This is a genomic window from Acidobacteriota bacterium (assembly GCA_039683095.1).
GTDB lineage: Bacteria > Acidobacteriota > Aminicenantia > Aminicenantales > Saccharicenantaceae > RBG-16-66-30.
Window position 1 is genome coordinate 325001 of sequence record JBDKSB010000001.1, and the last position, 18766, is coordinate 343766.

General features: G+C 64.3%; 17 protein-coding genes and 2 rRNA genes (1 of these 19 only partly in view). 11 read left to right on the top strand and 8 right to left on the bottom strand.

The genetic code is table 11. The annotated features are described in order from the left end of the window. The 6 genes from ABFD52_01500 to ABFD52_01525 form a co-directional block, all read left to right on the top strand. Positions 1-1691 (top strand): 23S ribosomal RNA (locus tag ABFD52_01500) (it extends 1306 nt beyond the left edge of the window). A gap of 150 nt (positions 1692-1841) precedes the next feature. Next, positions 1842-1958, top strand: a 5S ribosomal RNA gene (gene rrf, locus ABFD52_01505). A gap of 182 nt (positions 1959-2140) precedes the next feature. Next, positions 2141-2449, top strand: a complete 309-nt coding sequence (locus ABFD52_01510; GenBank protein ID MEN6559435.1) for an RNA-binding protein — start codon at positions 2141-2143, stop codon at positions 2447-2449. A 352-nt stretch (positions 2450-2801) separates the two neighbouring features. Further along, entirely contained in the window at positions 2802-3266 is a 465-nt protein-coding gene (locus ABFD52_01515) for a nuclear transport factor 2 family protein (GenBank protein ID MEN6559436.1), read from the top strand. Between the two features lie 777 nt (positions 3267-4043). Beyond that, complete coding sequence (locus ABFD52_01520) at positions 4044-4400, top strand: hypothetical protein (GenBank protein ID MEN6559437.1); 357 nt, start codon at positions 4044-4046, stop codon at positions 4398-4400. A 13-nt stretch (positions 4401-4413) separates the two neighbouring features. After that, entirely contained in the window at positions 4414-4974 is a 561-nt protein-coding gene (locus tag ABFD52_01525; GenBank protein ID MEN6559438.1) for a DUF6144 family protein, read from the top strand. Positions 4975-5011: 37 nt separating this feature from the next. On the opposite strand, the gene ABFD52_01530 is transcribed toward ABFD52_01525, so the two are convergent. Continuing rightward, positions 5012-5584 (bottom strand): hypothetical protein, encoded by a 573-nt coding sequence (locus ABFD52_01530; protein ID MEN6559439.1) that lies wholly within the window; start codon positions 5582-5584, stop codon positions 5012-5014. 416 nt (positions 5585-6000) lie between these two features. Between ABFD52_01530 and ABFD52_01535 the strand changes: the two genes are divergently transcribed. Further along, on the top strand, positions 6001-6606 hold the full coding sequence (locus tag ABFD52_01535; protein MEN6559440.1) for a hypothetical protein: 606 nt from the start codon (positions 6001-6003) through the stop codon (positions 6604-6606). Between the two features lie 47 nt (positions 6607-6653). Here ABFD52_01535 and ABFD52_01540 read toward each other — a convergent pair whose 3' ends face one another. Beyond that, complete coding sequence (locus tag ABFD52_01540; GenBank protein MEN6559441.1) at positions 6654-7181, bottom strand: hypothetical protein; 528 nt, start codon at positions 7179-7181, stop codon at positions 6654-6656. 259 nt (positions 7182-7440) lie between these two features. Here ABFD52_01540 and amrB point away from each other — a divergent pair, with 259 nt between their 5' ends. Then, entirely contained in the window at positions 7441-8493 is a 1053-nt protein-coding gene (amrB, locus tag ABFD52_01545; protein MEN6559442.1) for an AmmeMemoRadiSam system protein B, read from the top strand. A gap of 129 nt (positions 8494-8622) precedes the next feature. On the opposite strand, the gene ABFD52_01550 is transcribed toward amrB, so the two are convergent. Then, positions 8623-9696, bottom strand: a complete 1074-nt coding sequence (locus ABFD52_01550) for a radical SAM protein (protein MEN6559443.1) — start codon at positions 9694-9696, stop codon at positions 8623-8625. A gap of 139 nt (positions 9697-9835) precedes the next feature. Here ABFD52_01550 and ABFD52_01555 point away from each other — a divergent pair, with 139 nt between their 5' ends. After that, complete coding sequence (locus ABFD52_01555) at positions 9836-10330, top strand: asparaginase domain-containing protein (protein ID MEN6559444.1); 495 nt, start codon at positions 9836-9838, stop codon at positions 10328-10330. A gap of 184 nt (positions 10331-10514) precedes the next feature. Beyond that, entirely contained in the window at positions 10515-12026 is a 1512-nt protein-coding gene (locus ABFD52_01560) for an OmpA family protein (protein MEN6559445.1), read from the top strand. A gap of 110 nt (positions 12027-12136) precedes the next feature. Here the strand turns inward: ABFD52_01560 and ABFD52_01565 are convergent, their stop codons facing one another. Next, complete coding sequence (locus ABFD52_01565) at positions 12137-13447, bottom strand: CBS domain-containing protein (GenBank protein MEN6559446.1); 1311 nt, start codon at positions 13445-13447, stop codon at positions 12137-12139. A 5-nt stretch (positions 13448-13452) separates the two neighbouring features. Continuing rightward, entirely contained in the window at positions 13453-14718 is a 1266-nt protein-coding gene (locus ABFD52_01570) for an Nramp family divalent metal transporter (GenBank protein ID MEN6559447.1), read from the bottom strand. A gap of 163 nt (positions 14719-14881) precedes the next feature. On the opposite strand from ABFD52_01570, the gene ABFD52_01575 reads away from it, so the two are divergent. Further along, entirely contained in the window at positions 14882-15544 is a 663-nt protein-coding gene (locus ABFD52_01575; protein MEN6559448.1) for a cysteine hydrolase family protein, read from the top strand. A gap of 52 nt (positions 15545-15596) precedes the next feature. On the opposite strand, the gene ABFD52_01580 is transcribed toward ABFD52_01575, so the two are convergent. The 3 genes from ABFD52_01580 to ABFD52_01590 are packed head-to-tail and all read right to left on the bottom strand — an operon-like array spanning position 15597 to position 18607. Further along, positions 15597-16199 carry a 2Fe-2S iron-sulfur cluster-binding protein gene (locus ABFD52_01580; GenBank protein MEN6559449.1) on the bottom strand — a complete coding sequence of 201 codons (603 nt, stop codon included), beginning with the start codon at positions 16197-16199 and terminating at the stop codon, positions 15597-15599. Between the two features lie 7 nt (positions 16200-16206). Beyond that, entirely contained in the window at positions 16207-18120 is a 1914-nt protein-coding gene (locus ABFD52_01585; GenBank protein MEN6559450.1) for an NADH-quinone oxidoreductase subunit NuoF, read from the bottom strand. Positions 18121-18148: 28 nt separating this feature from the next. Continuing rightward, the gene (locus tag ABFD52_01590; protein ID MEN6559451.1) at positions 18149-18607 is read right to left on the bottom strand and encodes an NAD(P)H-dependent oxidoreductase subunit E; all 459 of its coding nucleotides are present in this window, start codon (positions 18605-18607) and stop codon (positions 18149-18151) included. Between the last annotated feature and the right edge of the window lie 159 nt (positions 18608-18766).

Consider the following 18766-nt stretch of genomic DNA (forward strand, 5'->3'; position numbering starts at 1 on the left):
TGGCGTCAGCCATGGTGGACGGCTGAGAAGAGACCCTGCCGGCATGAGTAGCGATAATTGGGGTAGAAACCCTCAACGCCGAAAATCTAAGGTTTCCTGGGGAAGGTCAGTCCGCCCAGGGTCAGTCGGTCCCTAAGGCGAGGCCGAAAGGCGTAGCTGATGGACAGCAGGTCAACATTCCTGCACCGCCTGAAACGCGTTATCACCGAGGGGGAGACGCAGGAGGATAGGCATACGCGCGATCGGAAATGCGCGGCCGCCACGTAGGGGGAGTGTCCAGGCAAATCCGGACGCTCTTAACCCCGAGCACGGCGGGGTAGGTTGCCTTCGGGCTTCCGAACTTGTCGATTCCACGCTGCCGAGAAAATCCTCTAGGGAGTTTTTCAGGTGACCGTACCGCAAACCGACACAGGTAGATGAGAAGAATATTCTAAGGCGCACGAGTGAGCCCTCTTTTAGGAACTAGGCAAGTTAGCCCCGTAACTTCGGGATAAGGGGCGCCTTATTAGGGTGAAGCCGTACAGGCGGAGCCCGAGGAGGCCGCAGAGAAATGGCTCTAGCGACTGTTTAATAAAAACACAGGACTCTGCAAAGACATAAAATCGATGTATAGGGTCTGACGCCTGCCCGGTGCTGGAAGGTTAAGGGAAGCGGTCAGCCGCAAGGCGAAGCTGCGAACCGAAGCCCCAGTAAACGGCGGCCGTAACTATAACGGTCCTAAGGTAGCGAAATTCCTTGTCGGGTAAGTTCCGACCCGCACGAAAGGCGTAACGACTTGAGCGCTGTCTCAAAGAGGGGCTCGGCGAAATTGTGGTACCGGTGAAGACGCCGGTTACCTGCCGCTGGACGGAAAGACCCCGGCACCTTAACTGCATCCTAGCATTGGATTTCGGTCCATGATGCGCAGGATAGGTGGGAGACTTTGAAGCATCGGCTCTGGCCGGTGTGGAGTCAACGGTGAGATACCACTCTTCCTGGTCTGAGATTCTAACCTTCGCCCCTGATCGGGGCGAGGAACAGTGTTAGGTGGGTAGTTTGACTGGGGCGGTCGCCTCCTAAAATGTAACGGAGGCGCCCAAAGGTTCCCTCAGGTTGTTTGGAAATCAACCGTAGAGTGCAAAGGCATAAGGGAGCTTGACTGTGAGGCCGACGGGCCGAGCAGATGGGAAACCAGGGCTTAGTGATCCGGTGGTCCTGTATGGAAGGGCCATCGCTCAACGGATAAAAGGTACGCCGGGGATAACAGGCTAATAGTGTCCAAGAGCTCACATCGACGACACTGTTTGGCACCTCGATGTCGGCTCATCTCATCCTGGGGCTGAAGCGGGTCCCAAGGGTCCGGCTGTTCGCCGGTTAAAGAGGTACGTGAGCTGGGTTTAGAACGTCGCGAGACAGTTCGGTCCCTATCCACGGTAGGCGCAGGAGATTTGAGGGGGGCTGTCCATAGTACGAAAGGACCTGGATGGACGAACCTCTAGTGTACCAGTTGTCCCGCCAGGGGCAGCGCTGGGTAGCTACGTTCGGTTGTGATAACCGCTGAAAGCATATAAGCGGGAAGCACGCCCCAAGATAAGATCTCCCTCCCGCAAGGGCTGAAGGTCCCTGGTAGACGACCAGGTTGATAGGCTGGAGGTGTAAGCGCAGTGATGCGTTCAGCTGACCAGTACTAATAGACCGTGAGGCTTGACCATAAAGTTTATCAAGACAAAAAAGGCGGTAATTCGGGACGCGGCCCAATTCGGGGACATGTAATCAATTTTTCTCGAAATTGGCACGTGTCGCCAGGAATTGGGATGTCCCGGAATTAGCGCGCAAGCTAAGTTGCTAGATCGGATTAAAATCCCGGTGACTTTAACGGCGGGGCCACACCCGTTCCCATTCCGAACACGGAAGTTAAGCCCGTTCGTGCCGATGGTACTGCCTGGGCAGCTGGGTGGGAGAGTAGGTCGTTGCCGGGTTTTTTATTTTTTCTCGAATAAAGGACAGAGGGGCACGGGCCCCCAAAAAAAACGGTCGGTCATACTCCTCTCCTTTTATTCGGCAGGTCGGGCGCGGCCCCGTTCATGGGCCAAGGGGAACCACGGAATCCGAATAAGAGGGTTCGCGCCCAAGGCAAGGGCAATTTTTCAAGGAGAGATGTATGAACATCTACGTGGGAAACATTTCCCGCACGGCGGCCGAGCAGGATCTCAAGGACGCTTTTTCGGCATTCGGCGAGGTTTCGAGCGTCGCCATCATCAAGGACAAGTTCAGCGGTGAGAGCCGCGGTTTCGGCTTCGTCGAGATGCCGAACAAGGAAGAGGCCGACAAGGCCATCGCCGGCCTCAACGGCAAGGACCTCAAGGGCCGTCCTCTGACGGTCAACGAGGCCCGGCCCCGGACCGATCGTCCCCGCACGGGCGGCGGCGGCGGCAGGGGCGGCTTCGGCGGCGGCCGCGGCCGGTACTGATCGCTTAGCGACTTTATTCGAACGCAAAGGGCGGACCCCTTCGGGGGCTCCGCCCTTTTTTATTTTCGGGGCGGATTTCCGGCGCGCTTTATGAATCAGCCCTGCTCGAGCGGATGGACTACCTGGACGCCCGGGTGACGTCCCATATTCCCGGCAACGGTCAGGTCATGGTCCGCTGGACGAGGGGAGCGGCCTGCCCCTGTTAGGTAGAATTCTCAGCTGGTCGGCCGAATCCTGAGTGCTTGATTCTTGATGCAGGCCGCGATATCCTCCTTTCGTGATAGGAGGTGTCGATCCTGAGTCCGGGGCCGGCGCTTTCAGGAAAGGAATTTCCTATGAATTGGAGAAAACCATGTCGCTTGCCCTTTTCGTTCTAACGCTGATGACGGCGATCCCGCTGCTCGGCGCGGTTCAGGCCGCCGGGCCGGCCGACGATCCGGAGGCTGAAATCATCGCCATGGAAAAAGCCATGCTCGACCGCTGGGGAACCGGCGATACGTACGGCTTCATTGAACTGGCCGCCCCGGAAATCACCTATTTTGATCCGAGCCTGGAAAAACGGCTGAACGGACGCGAGGCGTTTGAAAAGTTTCTAGCCCCGCTCAAAGGCACGTTCCGGGTTCCCAAGTACGAAATGATCGATCCAAGAGTACAGGTTCATGGCGAGGCCGCCGTTCTCTCATACAACATGATCGATTACGATGAAACGGGGGAAAATGCCTTCCGCATGAACGTCACGGAGGTCTACGCCCGCCATGACGGCCGATGGGCCCTCGTCCATTCCCACTTCTCGATCACCAAGCCGCAGGTCAAATGACCGAAGGAGGAACGAGGGCGAAAACGAAATAAAACAAGCCCGCTTGGAACCGATCGCTTCCTGCCCGATGTCGTCCTGACGACGATCGGCGCTGACGGTTTTCCCCAGGCCCGGGTCATGTTCAACCTGCGCGGCCCGCGCTATCCCGGGCTTCAGGAACGTTTGCCCCCCTCGACGGAACGTTCCGCTGTTACCTCGACACCTATACTTCCTCATCGAAAGTCGGGGACGTCCGGTCCCGTCCGCAGGCCTCCCTGCTCTTCTGCCGGCCGGAGATCCATTTCAGCTTGATGCTGGCCGGCGATTTGACCGTTGATGATGATCCGGTTCTTTGCCGGGAGCTCTGGCGTCCGGGTTGGGAAACGTGTTACCCAGGCGGGGCCGGAAGATCCCGACTATACGATTCTTCGGTTCGATCCCCGTTACGGCCGGGGATGGAACGGCGGCGTCAATTACTTTTTTGACTTGCGGGGGGAACGTTGAACAAGCCGCGCCAGGGCGGTTTCCTGATGGCCAGGGTCCAACAAGTCTCTCGATGACGCGGAGCGAGTCGCTATTGAGATTGGAGAGCCAGTCCTCCCCTTCCTCAAGCTCCGTCGGATCGCGCTTAGTGAACAGGGTTTCGTAAACCCGGACCTCGCCGGTGGCGTTCGTGGACCCCGAGCCGACAATTTCGCCGTCTTGTTGTATTCTATAGGGAATGGAGATCCTCGAGCCTTGCGCGGCGATGCCTCCCAAAAGACGCGACTCTTACGTTCGACATGGGAGTGAATGACGATGCGAGATTCGAACCGAGCGTACTTCTCGCGGTTCGCGGCTGTCCTTCTGGCCGCCGGCGGCCTAGCCCTCCTCGCGGCGGGTGCCGGGCCGTTCCTGACCCGACCACCCGGTCAGGCGGTTGAATACGCCCAGGCCGATCTTCTGGACAAGAACGCCTCCTTCCCCAAGACGCTGGTCCTCAGCCTCGGCGACGAGCCCGGAGTTCATCTTCAAGCCGGCCGGGCGGTCGCCCTCTTCGACTCGCTCGGCTTCGCCATCAAGCCCCATGCGCCCCAGCGCATGATGCTGGGGCCCGGGCCCATCCTGGGCGGGCGGCCGTCGCTGCTCGCCGTCGGAACAGCCTCGAAAGGATGATAAGGAGAAAACCATGAAAAGACAGGATTTCCTCAAGACGGGGGCTTGCGCCTGCCTGGCCTGCTCCGGCGGCTCTTTTCTGGCCGGACAGGAAACCAAACCGCCGGTTGAGCCCGCCGGGCGCGAAAAGCGGAAGGGTGAGATGGAGGAGCGCTTCAAGCAGGCCTATATCCTGACGCTTATGGAGAACCTGGAGAGGAGCGTCGGCGAGCCCGTCCGCACCAGGATGATGAACGATTGCGGCCGGGCCTGCGCCCGCCGCGGAGGACTCTTCAAGCTGGCCCAAGCGAACAAGGGCGACTTGAAGGCCTTCTTAGCCAGGATGTCCGGCGTGCTGGGCGAGGGGAACGCGCGCCTCATCGACGGGAAGACGGTACACTGGAGCTATCCGCGCTGCTTCTGCGAGCTCGTGGCCGCCGGGCCCCGGCGTTTGCCCGCGGTCTACTGCCAGTGCTCGGTCGGCTGGGTGATGGAGATATTTCAGACCGTTCTGGGACGCCCAGCCAAGGTCGATCTCGTCCAATCGATCAAGACGGGCGCCCCGTCCTGCGTCTTTCGGGTGGACGTCGGCTGAAAGCCGCCGGCAGCGCCGGAAGCCGATTCACCGGTCCTTACTTGCGGATGAACTCGAACACGAGGCACGTTTCGTGCGGCGCCCATCCGAAGTCGAGGGGCAGGAATCCCAGGCCGCCATCCCAAAGCTTCAGGATGTCGCCGCTCAGGGCCACCAAAAACCCCGGCACTTCCCCATATTCGTAATCCGGTTCCAGCGACGACGGATAAAAATCGATCTGGGGCTTGCCCCAGAATTCATGGTAATGCCAGGTGCCGGGCGAGAGCGATGGATCCTGTCCGGGCATGGTCACGGATACGGTGTAGGCCCCGTTCGTTTCGAGGACGAGGGTGACGGCCCCCCCTTCCGCCACAAGGTCCCGGCGTGAGCCCGGAACCTCCACGAATTTGCCGTCCTTGTTTATCGACCTGCAGGCCACGGCCTTTGTAGCCAGCCACGTCCCCACGAGGCCGTCGGGAGCTACGGTTGTGGTTGACCCCGGAACCGATCCCGCCGTTGCGCTCTTCGCCGCCGCGGCGGAAGAGAGCTTCGGCCCCGTCGGACCGTTCTGGCAGGCTGCGGCCGCGATGACGGGCAGCGCGACAAGGACCGCGAACGCGGATTTTCTCATGACATTCTCCTTACCGAGATGGATATTCCCCCGGGCCGGGAGCGGCAGGGCCGGACCGTCCGGGCGGCCGGCCACGGCCGACGCGTACGCTCCGGCTTGATCCGGTGACCCATGCCGATGCCTTTCCCTCCGAAACATAGAGAAAACTCCCGCGCGAGTCCATGGCTTTGGCCTTGGATTTTCATTGTTTTTCCGGGGACCGGGTCTAAGGCTTGCGGGAATGGCGGGCCGTTGACATTCGCCCGCGGCCGGCACTATCATGCCCGGGTCATGACGCGGGCCGGTCAGCATCCTAACGGCAGCCGTTCCCGGGCGGCGGCTTCAAGACGCCCGATGAAACGAAAAGCCGATTGAAATCCCGGCCGTCGACCCAGCCAATGCGCATTCATTCCCAATCCATGTCTAAGGAGGATTCGATGAAGCTCCGATCGGCCCTTATGGCCCTTGCTGCTCTTGGCGCGGTTCTCCCGGCGGCCTCGGCGGCCTACGCCCAGCTGCCGCCGGCGGCGGAACTGCTCCCCGCGGGATTCAAAGTGGTCCAGGACCTGAAAAACGGACCGATGACCGTCATCGTGGCCCAGAAGGCCAACGAGGGCCTTCCCCAGCCCTGGGCTCATGTGAACATCGAGCTGAAATATTCAGTGACCAAATGGGTCCCGGACGAGGATGCCACGGCCGAGGATATCGAGGGCATGAAGGAGCTCTTCGAGGAAACGATGGCCCAATATCTGGACGCGCCGCAGGAGGCCGACAAGCGGCAGCCCGGCTCGCCGATGCGATATGAATTGTGCGGCAAGGAGCGTTATCAGAAGGGGGTGCTCACGTGCCAAAGGTACATCGAACGATACACGGGCGGCATCGGGAACGAAAAGGTCCCCGACCTGGTCACCTATGATCTGAATTGGATGGGGAAGAGCGACGCGGGGAGCGTCGCGATCTCGATCTTCCACTATGGCGGGGCCAGGGAGACCGCCCTCGGCTGGATCGACGCCATCATCTCCCGGATATCAGCGAAAAAGTGATCTGGGCGGCGCCGTCCCCGCCGCGGTCCCGTCGATCCGGGGGCCGGTCAGGACAGGCGCTGAAGCGCCTTGACGGCCAGCTTCATGGCCGGCTCCTTCGGACTGTCGATCAGGAGCATGGCGACGCTCAGCCAGTATTTGCCCTTCACGACGGCAATCGTGTTCGCCCGGCCCCCGGCCCAGAAGGCCCGGTCGCCGAGGCCGGAGACCGGCTCCGGATCGACGCCGGATGTCGATTTGGACGCGCCCTTGTTCTTTTCGAGGACCGCCTGGGCGGCGGCCGCATCCCGCGACTGCTGGACTAGGAACACGATCGTCGATCCGTCGGACGTGATGTAGGTGGCCGAGGAATAGCTGGCTCCGTCGCCGCCCGTTTTCACGGCCAGGATCGTCGTCCCCAGGATCGCGCCGACCTCCTCCTTTGTCAGCAGCTGGGAGGCATCGATCCCGGCTTGGGCGGCGGAGGGGCCTGCGAAGGACGGCTGGAACGCCTGGGAACTGCCCAGGAACATGCCGAGCAACAGCGAAACGAGCAGGATGGTCCGCAGGACCTGAACACAAGATCTGGTTCTCACCTTTCCTCCTTGTCCGGCTTGGCGCGATACGAAGGCGTCAACGGCGCCGACGATCAGGCATCTTTTCCGGGGCATTCTATCCAGACGCGATCCCGGTGTCAACGGGCCGGATCCCGCTTGACAGGCAGCCGCCGCGCCTTGACGCCGGCCTGAGGCCCGGGTATCCTCATTTACTGAAGGCCGGGGCCGCCGCCGGTTTGGCCATTCCCTCGGGCGGGGCTTTCGGCCGGAACGGACAGGATCGAAACGGAGGTCGACGATGAAAGCTCTGGCGGGATTCGCGGCGGTGCTCCTGGCCTTCTCGGCCCTGGCCGGCCAGGAGGCGCGCCCGGTGCGCGACGACGTCGGCTTCTGCTGGAACCCGGCGAGCATGCGGCTGCTCGTCGACTATCTCCAGGCCCGCGAGCCGGATCAGTTCGAAGCCGACGGCCTGGTGGCGGCGATCGCTCCCCATGACGATTATCTCCTGGCCGGACGCGTCGATTTTCCCCTGTTCAAGATCCTGCGGGCCAGGGAAGTCGTCGTCTTCGGCGTCACGCACGGCACGGTGCGCAAGGAGATCGGCGACCCGCACAACGTCATCATCCTCGACGAATTCAAGGCCTGGCCCGGGTTGACGGGGCCGGTGGCCGTCTCCGGGCTGCGCGAGGCCCTGAAGGAACGCCTGGCCAAGAGCGCCTTTCAGGTCAGCAACAAGGCGCACGCCCTCGAGCACTCCATCGAGGCCGAGCTGCCCTGGCTGCAATGCTTCAATCCGGGCGTCAAGATCACGCCGATCATGGTCACGGCCATGCCCTTCGAGAAGATGGAGGAGATCTCGACCATGGTCGCGAAAGTCGTCGCGGCCGAGATGAAGGCCAGGGGGCTCGTCGCCGGCCAGGACGTCTTTTTCCTGATCTCCGCCGACGGCAACCATTACGGCCAGGATTTCAACAACTCGGCGTTCGGCGAGGGCGAGGCCGCCTGGCTCAAGGGCCGCGCCTTCGACGAGCGGCTGATCCGCGACTACCTGACGGGCGTCGTGGACGAGGCGAAGGTCGAGGGCTTGACCAAGGAGCTTTGGGGCGCGACCTACCTCGATTATCGCAACACCTACTGGTGCGGGAAATACTCGATCCCCTTCGGGCTGCTGACGGTGCAGAAGATCCTCGCCCTGACGGAGAACAGGAAGATCGGCGGCATGCTTTTCCGCTATTCCGACAGCTACAGCGAAGGCGCGCTGCCGCTCCAGAAGACCGGCATGGGGCTCACGGCGCCCTACTCGCTCCGCCACTGGGTCAGCTGGTGTTCGATCGGCTATTATCGCGAGTGAAGCGCCCGGCTTCCCGCCGGGGAGCGCCATTTATGCTGCTGATTGATTCTGGCAATTGAATTCTCGCGAAACTCCCAAGGCAGGGAGGCAGGCCTGCTGACCTTGTCTGTTGCAGAAAGGGCCGTGCCGTCAGCGTTCTGCGCGGCCGAGCTGGCCGCAGGCCGCCATGAGGCCGCGACCCCGGGGGCTTCTCAGCTTGACCAGGACCCCGGCCGCCTGGAGGCGCCGGGTGAATTCCTCGATCTCCGTCCCGGCCGGCGCCCGGCCGATGGGGGCCGAGCCGGGGTTGTAGGGTATGAGGTTGACGAAGGCCCGGCCGGGCGGGGCCGCGGCCCGGATGAAGGCGGCCACGCCCTCCGCCGCGCCCTCGCCGTCGTTCCGGCCCGGGATAAGGCAGTAGTTCACGGCCAGGGTGAAATTGCGGCGCTGGGGATAGAGGGCCAGGGCGGCGGCCAGGGCCTCGAGCCCCGCGGCCCTGTTCACGGGCATGAGCTCGCTGCGGAGCCCGTCGTCCGGCGCGTTGAGGCTGATCGAGAGATTGAGACGCTTCAGCCCGAGTCCCTTGAGACGGGCGATGCCCTCGGGCAAGCCGACGGTGCAGACCGTGAGGTCATCCTGGGCAAAAGCCGGGCCGGATCCGTCCAGGAACACCGCCAGGGCGCCCGAGACGCCATCGAAGTTGTCGAGGGGCTCGCCCATGCCCATGAAGACGACCTTGCCGATCTCCCAGCCCAGGACGAGACGGGCGGCCGCGTATTGGCCCACGATCTCCTCGGCCGCGAGGTCTCTCGCGAAGCCCCGGCGGCCCGATTCGCAGAAGGCGCAGGCCATGCGGCAGCCGACCTGGGAGGAGACGCAGAGAGTGGACGGCGCCGGCCCGCGGCCGCGATGGAACACGGGGATGCGCACGCATTCAATGCGCTCGCCGTCGGCCAGCCGAACCAGGGCCTTGGCCGTGGTCCCGATGGGCCCTTCCTCCTCGACGACGCGCTCGACGGCGGGCAGCCTGACCGTGAAACGGGCGGCCAGGGAGGCGGCGGCCTCCCCGGCGATGGCCTCGGAACCCGGCTCGAAGCGGCCTTCGGCGAAAGCCCGCCTGTAGAGGCGGCCCAAGGCGCGCGAACGTCCTCCCGGGCCGGCCGCTCTCTCGAAGGCCGGGCGGGTCAAGCCCAGGATGTTCAGGCGCGCATCATTCTCCGCCATGGGGCCACTCTAAAGGAATTGCGGCCCTTGTCAAATCATAGAGGGACGGGCCCGCGCGGGGCGGGCCTCCGGATACGTCGTTATTGACACGGCCGGGCGCCGGTCCTACCATGGAGCGGCCATCCATAGGAGTGCATCCATGAACAGCGTCCGCATCCTGGTCACCGGCGGCACGTTCGACAAGGAGTACGACGAGCTTGCCGGCAACCTCTTTTTCCAGGACACGCATGTGCCCGAGATGCTCCGGCTGGGGCGGTCGTGCCTCAAGGTCGAGATCCGGACCCTGATGATGGTCGATTCGCTCGACATGTCCGACGCCGACCGGACGAGCATCCTCGAGCACTGCCACAGCTGCCCGGGCGAGCGGATCCTCATCACCCACGGGACAGACCGGATGGAGGTCACCGCCCGGCTGCTCGGGCAGTCGAACCTGGGCAAGACCATCGTCCTCACCGGGGCTATGGTGCCCTACAAGTTCGGCTCCTCCGACGGGCTTTTCAATCTCGGCTCGGCCCTGGCCTTCGTCCAGGTCCTGCCGCACGGCGTCTACGTGGCCATGAACGGCCGGGCCCTGCCCTGGGACAGGGTCCGCAAGAACCGCAAGACGGGCATGTTCGAGGAGATAGAAGCCTGATCGTCCGCCCGCCGTTCGTTTGACATCGGACCCGCACTTCTCATATAGTCCATCCGATCGACGCACGAAAATCGGGAATGCTCTCAGGAGGTAGCGGGTGCGATCCAAATTGACATGGCTGATATGCGCGCTGTTGTTCGTCCCGGCTGCTCAAGCCCAGGACTTGCAGCTTCAGGTGGAATTGATGAACGGCGTAGGCACGGGCTCCAGCCATAAAGGCGACCTGGTGTCAGGCCGGGTCGTCGCCCCGGCGGCCCTCCAGGGTGATATCCTGGAAGGCAAGGTTGCGAACGTCGAACAGGGCGGCGGCAAGTCGGTCCTGAAGTTCGGCTTCGAGACACTGCGCCATGCCGGCCAGGCGGTCCCGATCTCCACGGAGATCCAATCCATCGCCAATTCCAAGGGCCAGGTCGACGTCGACGAGAACGGCAACGCCATCCGCAAGAGCCATAATCAGGCCAAGCCGTCCGGGATCGCCCGGGCCGGGGGGGCCATCGGCGGCCTCCTCGGCGGCCGGAAGGGAGCCACTGTCGGCGCGGCCTCACGCGCGGCCGAAGCGATCAAGTCGATCGACCTGGCTTCGGACGCCCCGAGCCTCAGCCTGGCTCCCGGCAGCAAGATCACGCTCCTGGCCAAGTCTCGCGGCGGAGCGGACCTGGCCGGCCTGGCCCCCAACGCGGCCCCGGCCGGCGGCACGGTCGCCGCGGCGGCCCAGACCGCGGCCCCGGACGGCGGCCAGCCCAACCTGACTGCGGTGAAGGTCGACTTCGTCCCCGGCGACAAGGTCATCCTTTACGACGACTTCTCCGACATGGGCGCGGACGAGCCGCCGCCGCATTGGAGGGTCCGGGGCGGGACGGCCGAGCTTCGCGTCGGAAACGGCGTCCGGCAGCTGACCATGACGGCCCGGAACATGACCTTGGCGCCCAACGTGACCGAGCTGCCGGCCAACTTCACCATGGAAGCCGACGTCGCCTACAGGGGGCACGGCGGCAGAACCTGGTGGAGGTTCCATGACAAGGCCGGTGCGGGCGTCCTGGAGATCATAGCGAGCGTGAACTATTCTAACCTGACCCTGGTCATCCGGAAAGGCAGCGAGGAGCTGGCCAACCAGCAGATCCCGATGGATTGGGTCAAGCCGGTCAAGCAGGCCCTGTGGCTGCAGAACGGCCGCATGCGCTATTACGTCAACGGGCAGCGGGTCATGGACGTCAACCAGGTCGAGCTGCCGGCGCTGGGCAAGATCGAGTGTTACGTCGAGGGCCCCGGCGGCAACGATCCGGAGGGCTACGTCGGCTTCCAGTTCTTCCGCGTCGCGGAATCGTCGCCCGACTTCAGCAAGATCATCATGTCGTCCGGGCGCTACGTCACCCGCGGCATCCTGTTCGACACCGACAGCGACAAGATCAAGCCGGAGTCGGCCCCGGTCCTCAAGATGATCGCCAAGGGGCTGGAGGCCAACCCGGCCCTGAAGCTCCTGATAGAGGGCCACACCGATTCGGTGGGCAGCGCCGATCACAACCTGGATCTCTCGAAGCGGCGGGCCGAGGCCGTCAGGACCGTTCTCGCGTCCCAGTTCAATATCGACGCCTCGCGGCTGGCCACGGCCGGGCTGGGGGCCTCCAAGCCGGTCGATTCCAACGACACGCCGCAGGGCCGGGCTCAGAACCGGCGCGTGGAATTAGTCAAGCAGTAGCTCCCAGGGAGTGGACGGACATCGCGTTCGGCACTCACGGCGGTAAGGTCCAGGTCACGCTGTCTCCGGAGAAGGCCCCGGTCAAGATGCTGAAGTAGACATGGCCGCCGTCAGAGCTGGCCGCGTTCCTGGATGATGTCCTGGACGGTGATGACGCCCGAGAGGATGTCCTCGTCGTCGACGACCGGCAGCATCAGGAACTTGTATTTGCCGAAGAGGTCGGCGATTTCCTCGACCCGTTCGTTCGTCTCGACCTTGACGAGGTGGGGGTTCATGACCGTCCGGACGGGCGTCTCCTTCTCCAGCATCAGGAGCTGGCGGAGCGTGATGACCCCGAGGAGGCGGCCCGGCTCGTCCGTGACGTAGATGTAGGCCACTGACTCCAGCGGGTGCGTCGTCTGCTCGAAAGCCCGGACGGCGTCGCCGATCGTCTGGTCGTCGCGGACGGCGATGAAGTCCGTGGTCATGATGCTGCCCGCCGTCCCTTCCTTGTACGCCAGGAGCTCCTGGATGACCTCCCGGCTGGGCCTTTCCATCGTCTGGATGAGCTTGTGCTTCCGCTCCTCGGGCAGCTCGGCCAGGAGGTCCGTGGCCTCGTCGGGTTCCATCTCCTCGAGCAGGTCGGAGGCCTTCTCGACCGGGGCCGCCTCGATGAGGGAGCGCTGGAGCCAGGGCTCGGCCTCCTGGAGCGTGTCGGCCGCCGTCTCGAGGTCGAGGGTCCGGAAGACCCTCTTCCGGTTATCCCGGTCGAGGTCCTCGAGGATGTCGGCCAGGTCCGAGGGGTGGAGGTCGCGGAGGGCGCGGACGCCGACGTTGAGCTTCAGGTCGGCCCGGTGGACGTCCGAGCCGAGAGGCTGGATGTACTTCCAGGAGACGAGGACCTCGGCGAACTCGTATTCGAAGAACCAGCGGGTCAGGGCCTCGACCGGCCGCAGGAGCCCCAGGCGCCGGAGGATGCCGCGCTTGCCGATGTCGACATGGACGAGCCGGAGGTCGTGGTCGAGGACGAGAAGATGGATATCGTTGACCCGCTCGATCTTCGCCCCGAAGGTGTCGACGACCTGCTTGTCCAGGAGCTCCTCCTTGAGGAGCATCTCCTCGCCCTTGACCTCGGGCCGGCAGAACTTCTCCTCGGCCCTGGGTTTCAGGATGATCCGGCCTCCCGCGAAGCTCGCGACCTCGGACCAGTCGAGAGTCTCGATCTTCTTCCAGCCCGATCTAACGTCGAGGGCGACGATCTTGGGGAAGCTCTCTCCCAGCCGGACCTTGAGGTCGGCCAGCCGGCCCAGCCGGCGGCCCGCCGCGTCGGAGACGGGCCGGCCCAGGAGCTCGGAGACATAGATGAAATGCCGCGCCTCGTCGGCGTCGAACCCGCCCGCCGCGGCGGCCCTGGCCTTTTCTGATTCCGGCAGGGGACCCATGGCACTCACTTTCTGACCAGATGGACGACCTGGGAGACGAGGAGCGTCGCCGTCAGAGCCAGCAGGACGACCGTGCTCGTCCAGCCGACCGCGTTCTGGAAGCCGTTGTTGACGTGCGTGCCCATGATCTTCCTGTTGTTGACCATCCGGATCATGGAGATGAGGACGACCGGCAGGAGCATGGCGTTCAGGACCTGCGTCCAGATGGTGATGCCGATGAGCGGCGCCCCGGGGATGAGGATGATGAGCACGGCCAGGCCCATGATGGAGCCGAAGAGGGCGTAGAACTGCGGCGCCTCGCGGATCCGCTTGTTGATGCCCGCCTCGAAGCCGAAGGCCTCGCAGACGTAGAAAGCCGTGGCCAGGGGCAGGATGGCCGCCGAAAAGACCGAGGCGATGAACAGCCCGAAGGCGAAGAGCTCGGCGGCGAGATGCCCGGCGAAGGGCTTGAGGGACATGGCCGCGTCCTTGGCCTCGTTGATGACCACGCCGTTGACGTGGAGGGTCGCGGCGCAGGCGACCATGATGAAGAAGGCCACGGCGACCGTGGCCACGCAGCCGACGACCACGTCCCAGACGGCGTACCGGTAGTTCTCGACCTTGATGCCCTTCTCGATGACGGCCGATTGCATGTAGAACTGCATCCAGGGGGCGATGGTCGTGCCGACGATGCCGAGGACCATGCTCAGGTAGGGGACGTCGAAGCGCATCTCGGGCTTGATGATCGAGGTGCCGATCCTGGCCCAGTCGGGCTTGGCCAGGATGGCCGAAACGACGTAGGACAGGAGGCAGAAGCTGAAGAACAGGAAGATCCGCTCGGCCGTGCGGTAGTTCCCCTTGGAGACCAGGAGCCAGACGCCGACCGCCACCAGGGGGACCGAGACGTACTTGCTGACGCCGAAGATCATCATGCTCCCCGCGACGCCGGCGAACTCGGTGGCCGTGTTGCCGATGTCGGCGATGACCAGCCCGATGAAGATGACGAAGGTGACCTTCAGGCCGAAGTTCTCCCGCATCAGGTCGGCCAGCCCCTTGCCGGTGACCGTGCCCATGCGGGCGTTCATCTCCTGGACGACGAGCAGGAGGATGAACGACGGGATGAGGGTCCAGAGAAGCTGGTAACCGTAGGACGCGCCGGCCACGGAGTAGGTCGTGATGCCGCCGGCGTCGTTGTCGACGCTGCCGGTGATGATGCCCGGGCCGACGACGGCCAGGAAGAGGAGGGCGTTCCTCAGGAAGCGGTTACGCTTGAGCTTTTCCTTGAGCGACATGGGCATTGTCTCCGGCGCGGCCCTCCCCGGCGGGCCCGGAAAGTCCAATCGCTTATAGCACAGGAAACGGGGGGTGTCAAAAAGGGCGGAAATAAGGTTTGCCGGGCCGGGAGGATTGTCGTAATATCCCGGTATCTCGCACGGAGGAGGGACCGAAGCGCTCATGAAAAAACCAGGGACGGCGTTCCTAGCCGCTTTTTCCGGATGGATCCTCCTGGCCGCAGCCGCCGCGGCGGGGGCGCCGGCTCAGGCGCCGGCGCCCGGTCCGGCGCTCGACCGGCCCGTCCTTCTGGTCATCGATATCCAGAACTTCTATTTCGCGGGGGGGCGGATCCCGCTCGCCGGGAGCGTTGAGGCCAGCCTCAAGGCCAAGTCAGCGCTCGAGGCGTTCAGGGCCAGGAAGCTTCCCGTGATCCATGTCCAGCACATGCCCCAGGGGATCGAGAGGTTCGAGCCGGGGGTCACGGACCCCCAGTATGCCATCCATCCCAATGTCGCCCCGATCGCGGGAGAGCGCGTCGTGGTCAAGCATTTCGCCAATTCCTTCCGGGATACGGGACTCCTGGCGCTTTTGAAGGGATTGAACGTCAAGACCCTGGTCATCGCCGGGATGCAGACCCATATGTGCGTGGAGGCCGCGGTCCGGGCCGGCGCGGATCTGGGCTATGACGTCGTCGTCGTCGAGGACGCCTGCGCCACCCGGGACCTGAAGCTCCGCGACACGGCCGTCCCGGCCGCATCGGTCCAGGCGGCCGTCCTCGCGGCCCTGAACGGGAGCTACGCCAGGATCGCGACCGTCGCCGACGTCCTCGCCGCTCTCCGATAGGCCGGCCCCGGCCGCCGCCCTCGATCACCCTGACGGCGCCCCGGGTCTCCCGTCACAGGCCCTTGTTCGAGCCGGGCTCGGGGCTCCCGCTGTAGCCCTTCAGGTAGAGCGAATAGAGCGTGCCGCTGGGGCAGAGCGGGATGCACTCCCGGCAGACCGGGCAGAGGGAGTGGGAGAGGTCCGATTGGAAGACGACCTCCTTGCCGATGCCCCGGCCGATGAAGCAGGTGACGTTGTTCTTCTTGATCTCGGCGCAATAGCGGACGCACAGCCCGCAGAGGAGGCACTTGGGCTGGTCTCCCTGGAAGCGCGATTCCTTGAGGCCGTACCTCTTGGCCAGGGCCTCCAGCGGGCCCGTCGCGGAAACGGCCAGGAGCAGCTCGAGGATCATCTTGCGGATCTTGACGATCCTGGGGGTCTCGGTCCTGACGACCAGGCCGTCCTCGGCCTCGTAGGCGCAGGAGGCCACCAGCCGCTTCTCTCCGCCCTTGTCGATCTCCACCATGCACAGGCGGCAGGCGCCGTAGGGAGGGAGCCTCTTGTCGTAGCACACGGTCGGGATGTCGCTCCCCGCCTTCCGGGCCGCCTCGAGGATGGTCGTCCCCCCGGCCGTCTCGACCTGCTGGCCGTCGATCTCGAGCTTGATGGTTTTCATGTCGGGCTCACTTTCTCTTCTGGACTCTGGTCCCGGCGGGGACGGGCGCGGGCGCCGGCTTGCCGGAGATCTTGGTCACGGCGCCGAAGCGCGAGGGGCAGGCCTCGAGGCAGGCGCCGCACTTCGTGCACTTGGACTGGTCGATGACGTGGACCAGCCCCTTGTCCCCGCTGATGGCCCCGGCCGGGCAGCTCTTGGCGCAGAGCAGGCAGGCCTGGCATTTTTCGGGGACGATGTAGTAGCGGATGAGGTCCTTGCAGACGCCGGCCGGGCAGCGCTTCTCCCTGATGTGGGCCTCGTACTCGTTCCGGAAATACTTGATGGTCGACAGCGGCGGGTTGGCGGCCGTCGTGCCCAGGGCGCAGAGGGAGGCTTCGGCCATGACCTCGGCGATCTCCCGCAGCAGCTCGATGTCGCCTTCCCGGCCCTTGCCGGCGCAGATGTTGTTGTAGATGAGGAGCATCTGCTTCAGGCCCTCGCGGCAGGGCACGCACTTGCCGCAGGATTCCTCGGACAGGAAGTTGATGAAGTACCGGGCCGTGTCGACCATGCAGGTGTCCTCGTCCATGACGATCATGCCGCCGGAGCCCATCATGGAGCCGGCCCTCTCCAGCTCCTCGAAGTCCACGGGCAGGTCGAGGCTCGCGGCCGGCAGGCAGCCGCCGGACGGGCCGCCGGTCTGGACGGCCTTGAACTTCTTGCCGCCGGGGACGCCGCCGCCGATGTCGAAGATGACCTGCCTCAGGGTCGCGCCCATGGGCACCTCGACCAGCCCGGTGTTGTTGACCTTGCCGACCAGGGAGAAGATCTTGGTGCCCTTGCTGCCCCTGGTCCCGATGCCGCTGAACCAGGCCGCGCTCTTGTTGATGATGGCCGGCACGTTGGCCCAGGTCTCGACGTTGTTCATGTTGGTCGGCTTGCCCCAGAGGCCGCTGATGGCCGGCCGGATGTAGTTGATCTGGGGCTCGCCGACGCGGCCCTCCAGGGCCGTGATCAGGGCGCTGGACTCGCCGGAGACGAAGGCCCCGGCGCCCCTGTGGATGGCGACGTCGAAGCCGAACTCCGAGCCAAGGATGTTCGCGCCGAGGAGGCCCATCTCGCGGGCCTGTTCCAGGGCCACGGTGAGGTTGGCCACGGCCAGAGGGTATTCCTGGCGGACGTAGATGAATCCCTGGCGGGCGCCGATGGCATAGGCGCCGATGATCAGGCCCTCGATGACGCTGTGGGGATTGCCTTCGAGGACGCTCCGGTTCATGTAGGCCCCGGGGTCTCCCTCGTCGGCGTTGACGATGACGTATTTCGGCTCGCCGGGGGCGTTGCGGGTCGTCTCCCACTTCACCCCGGTCGGGAACCCGGCGCCGCCGCGTCCCCTCAGGCCGGACTTCTTGACCTCGTCCAGGACCTCCTCCGGGGTCATGACGAAAAGGGCCCTGGCCAGGGCGGAATAGCCGCCCAGAGCGATGTAGTCCTCGATCCGGGTCGGGTCGACCAGGCGGTTGGCCCCCAGGATGATCCGGCTCTGGTGCTTGTAGAAGGGGATGTCGCCCTCGTGGACGATCTTCTTGCCGTCCTCCCCGGTATAGAGCAGCCGGTCGACGATCTTGCCCTCGACCAGGGTCTTGGCGACCACTTCCGGCACGTCGGCCGGGGTCACCTTCAGGTAGCAGATCTCCCGGGGGAAGATGACGACCAGGGGGCCGCGCTCGCAGAAGCCGTGGCAGCCCGTGCGCCGGATGTCGACCTTGGCCTCGAGGCCCTGCTTGCGGATCTCGCCGGCGAAAGCCTGATAGACCTTTTCGCCGCCGCAGGCCTGACAGCCCGTGCCCAGGCAGATGGACAGGCACGGCTTGTTCGGGTCACGCCTGGACAGGACGTCCTGCCGGAATCTCTTCAGTTCGGCCGCTGAACTCAGTTTCGACATGATTGCCTCTTTTCTCTCGCCCCTCGCCTCAGTCGCAGGACGCGGCGATCTTCTCGATGTCCTTGATCCCGGGCTTGCTGTAGTACTGCCCGTCGACCAGCATGACCGGTCCCAGGGCGCAGCAGCCCAGGCAGTTGACAGTGGTCAGCGTGAATTTTTGATCGGCGTCGGTATGGCCGGGCTCGATGCCCAGGACGGAAGAGACGTTGTCCAGGAGGCGCTTGGCGCCGCGCACCTGGCAGGCCGTGCCCAGGCAGACCTGGAAGATGTGGCGTCCCAGGGGCACCAGGCTGAAGGCCTTGTAGAACGTGGCGATCTGGTAGATCTGCGAAAGCGGCACACCCAGCCTTTCGGCGACCCAGATCAGGGCCGGCTTCGGGAGCCAGCCGTTCTGGGCCTGGATGTCGAGGAGGACCTGGATCAGGGCGTTCTTCCGGCCCTGATACTTGTCCAGGATCCGGTCGACGTCGGCGAGCTCCTGGACCATCTGGCGGACGGCCAGCCTCTTGTCCTGGACCTGCTTCAAGGCCTCGGCCAGGTGCATGGCCTCGGATTCGAGGCTGCGCAGATCGAGATTCAAGGGCCCCCGGTCGAGGCCCAGGGAGTAGTACTCGCTCAGCAGCTCCAGGCCCCTGAGCAGGACGTC

Excerpts from the sequence above, each read along its gene's own strand:
- ABFD52_01510 (MEN6559435.1), top strand. The coding sequence starts at position 2,141 with ATGAACATCTACGTGGGAAACATTTCCCGCACGGCGGCCGAGCAGGAT.
- ABFD52_01515 (MEN6559436.1), top strand. The coding sequence starts at position 2,802 with ATGTCGCTTGCCCTTTTCGTTCTAACGCTGATGACGGCGATCCCGCTG.
- ABFD52_01520 (MEN6559437.1), top strand. The coding sequence starts at position 4,044 with ATGCGAGATTCGAACCGAGCGTACTTCTCGCGGTTCGCGGCTGTCCTT.
- ABFD52_01525 (MEN6559438.1), top strand. The coding sequence starts at position 4,414 with ATGAAAAGACAGGATTTCCTCAAGACGGGGGCTTGCGCCTGCCTGGCC.
- ABFD52_01530 (MEN6559439.1), bottom strand. The coding sequence starts at position 5,584 with ATGAGAAAATCCGCGTTCGCGGTCCTTGTCGCGCTGCCCGTCATCGCG.
- ABFD52_01535 (MEN6559440.1), top strand. The coding sequence starts at position 6,001 with ATGAAGCTCCGATCGGCCCTTATGGCCCTTGCTGCTCTTGGCGCGGTT.
- amrB (MEN6559442.1), top strand. The coding sequence starts at position 7,441 with ATGAAAGCTCTGGCGGGATTCGCGGCGGTGCTCCTGGCCTTCTCGGCC.
- ABFD52_01550 (MEN6559443.1), bottom strand. The coding sequence starts at position 9,696 with ATGGCGGAGAATGATGCGCGCCTGAACATCCTGGGCTTGACCCGCCCG.
- ABFD52_01555 (MEN6559444.1), top strand. The coding sequence starts at position 9,836 with ATGAACAGCGTCCGCATCCTGGTCACCGGCGGCACGTTCGACAAGGAG.
- ABFD52_01560 (MEN6559445.1), top strand. The coding sequence starts at position 10,515 with ATGAACGGCGTAGGCACGGGCTCCAGCCATAAAGGCGACCTGGTGTCA.
- ABFD52_01565 (MEN6559446.1), bottom strand. The coding sequence starts at position 13,447 with ATGGGTCCCCTGCCGGAATCAGAAAAGGCCAGGGCCGCCGCGGCGGGC.
- ABFD52_01570 (MEN6559447.1), bottom strand. The coding sequence starts at position 14,718 with ATGTCGCTCAAGGAAAAGCTCAAGCGTAACCGCTTCCTGAGGAACGCC.
- ABFD52_01575 (MEN6559448.1), top strand. The coding sequence starts at position 14,882 with ATGAAAAAACCAGGGACGGCGTTCCTAGCCGCTTTTTCCGGATGGATC.
- ABFD52_01580 (MEN6559449.1), bottom strand. The coding sequence starts at position 16,199 with ATGAAAACCATCAAGCTCGAGATCGACGGCCAGCAGGTCGAGACGGCC.
- ABFD52_01585 (MEN6559450.1), bottom strand. The coding sequence starts at position 18,120 with ATGTCGAAACTGAGTTCAGCGGCCGAACTGAAGAGATTCCGGCAGGAC.
- ABFD52_01590 (MEN6559451.1), bottom strand. The coding sequence starts at position 18,607 with ATGGTCCAGGAGCTCGCCGACGTCGACCGGATCCTGGACAAGTATCAG.